This window comes from Cytophagia bacterium CHB2 (assembly GCA_030263535.1).
In the GTDB taxonomy this organism is placed as follows: Bacteria; Zhuqueibacterota; Zhuqueibacteria; order Zhuqueibacterales; family Zhuqueibacteraceae; genus Coneutiohabitans.
Genome location: SZPB01000665.1, coordinates 1 through 1,694 on the forward strand (window position 1 = coordinate 1; position 1,694 = coordinate 1,694).

General features: G+C 52.2%; 2 protein-coding genes. One reads left to right on the forward strand and one right to left on the reverse strand.

The window, feature by feature from the left end:
* Positions 1–1,085, forward strand: a 1,085-nt coding sequence (locus tag FBQ85_30035) for a DUF2652 domain-containing protein (GenBank protein MDL1879372.1), incomplete at its 5' end; no start/stop codon positions are given.
* A gap of 24 nt (positions 1,086–1,109) precedes the next feature.
* On the opposite strand, the gene FBQ85_30040 is transcribed toward FBQ85_30035, so the two are convergent.
* Positions 1,110–1,472, reverse strand: a complete 363-nt coding sequence (locus tag FBQ85_30040; GenBank protein ID MDL1879373.1) for a hypothetical protein — start codon at positions 1,470–1,472, stop codon at positions 1,110–1,112.
* Positions 1,473–1,694 lie beyond the last annotated feature (222 nt).

A 1,694-nucleotide genomic window follows, 5' to 3' on the forward strand; every position in this document is an offset into this window, starting at 1 on the left:
AGATGGCTGCAAGCGAGAACGTGGGAACTTTGCTCATCCCTGACATCAGCGGCTTTACCGAGTTCGTTGCGGGAGTTGAAGTTTCTCACAGCCGGCACATCATCGCCGAGTTGCTGGAAATCATCATCGACGCCAATCGTCTAAACTTCGAAGTCAATGAGATCGAAGGGGACGCCGTCTTGTTCTATCGCATGGGCTCGCCGCCTACCTTGAGAGCGTTGTCCGAGCAAGCCGAAAATTTTTATCTGAAGTTTCACCAGTATCTTCGGCAAATCAAGCGCGACACTTTGTGCAAATGCGGCGCTTGCCAAAACGTGGGCGCGCTGACGTTGAAAGTCATCGCGCACCACGGCGAAATGTCCTTGGTCAAGATCAAAGACCGTCGCAAGCTCATCGGCAAAGACGTGATTGTGGCCCACCGGCTTTTGAAAAATACCGTTTCCAGCTCGGAATATCTGCTCGTGACGCAGACGCTGCTGCAAGCCGCCGGCGAGAGGAGTGCACCAGCGCAGATGCAAGCGCATCACGAAACTTACGCGCATTTGGGCGAGTTGCGCGTGTACGTTCAGACGCTTTCGCATCTGCAACCCCAGGTTTCGCAAGTGCCGGAGCCGCTGCATTGCCTCCAATTTCCCAACCCGCTCGTCATCACCAAGCAAATCGCCGCACCGCTGGAAAACGTCTATGGTTTGCTCTTCGATTTTGAAAAGATGCCGCGGTGGAATCCCGGTTTGGTGAAAGTCGAATACGACGCAACGGCGCCCGCGCGGATCGGACTCTCGCACACCTGCTTTTTCGATGCTGCAACCGCGGAGATTACGCTTGATCGCGTAATGGAAAAGAAAAATGAAGTGCTCGTGACCAATCGCATGAAGCTTGCCGCGCCGATCTTGCAAAGCTCGGGCACTTATCATTTAAAGCGCGAGCCGAACGGCACGAACTTGAATTTCATTTTTTCCTACAGACCTTATCCGGTCATTGGCTGCTTGCTGGACAAAATGGTGCGGCCGCGGCTGGCGCGAATGTTTGAAGCAGTCTGTGAAGGGTTAAAAGAAGTTGCAGAGGATGCCGGACGCGAGAAGTGAAAGCAACGTCCGGCGACGAAGTTCTTACCCGCAAGACAGTTTCTTGGTGACAAGCTGTTTTAGGTCATCGCTATGTTTGCACGAATCGATGGCCTCGGCCTCGAGCAACAGTTGTAAATCATTCCCCACCTTCTTGAAAACCGCCGGCAGCGATACGCCTTCCATTTCATAGCGCGCCTGAAACTCGTCGCGGTGCAAAAACTCCAGCCGCAGATCGAGGCTGCCGAGAAAATCTTTCCACTCTTGTTTCATGCCGAAATGCGAATAAGTGAGGCCGCACAGGTTGCAGGCATACGTTTGCGGAGAAAAAATTTTGTGGGCGATGTCGGTCAAGGTGTTGAAGAGACCGCTGTCGGCATTGTAGACAAAGATCAGCGTGGGTTTCATTCGATTGCCTCTTTGCAAAATTTCATCAAGCCCGGCGCGGCCGGGAATTTTTAATTTCGTGTTGCTGTTGAAGTATTTAAGCATTCGCTAAAATAATAAAGGATACGCCATGAAAAAAATCTACGTCGAAGGCAAGCTCTGCATCGGCCCGAATTTTTCCAAAGCCGAGTTTGCCCTGATCAAGCGCAACCTCGCCAGCCAAAAAGGCTTGGCGACTTTGGC

Excerpts from the sequence above, each read along its gene's own strand:
- FBQ85_30040 (MDL1879373.1), bottom strand. The coding sequence starts at position 1,472 with ATGAAACCCACGCTGATCTTTGTCTACAATGCCGACAGCGGTCTCTTC.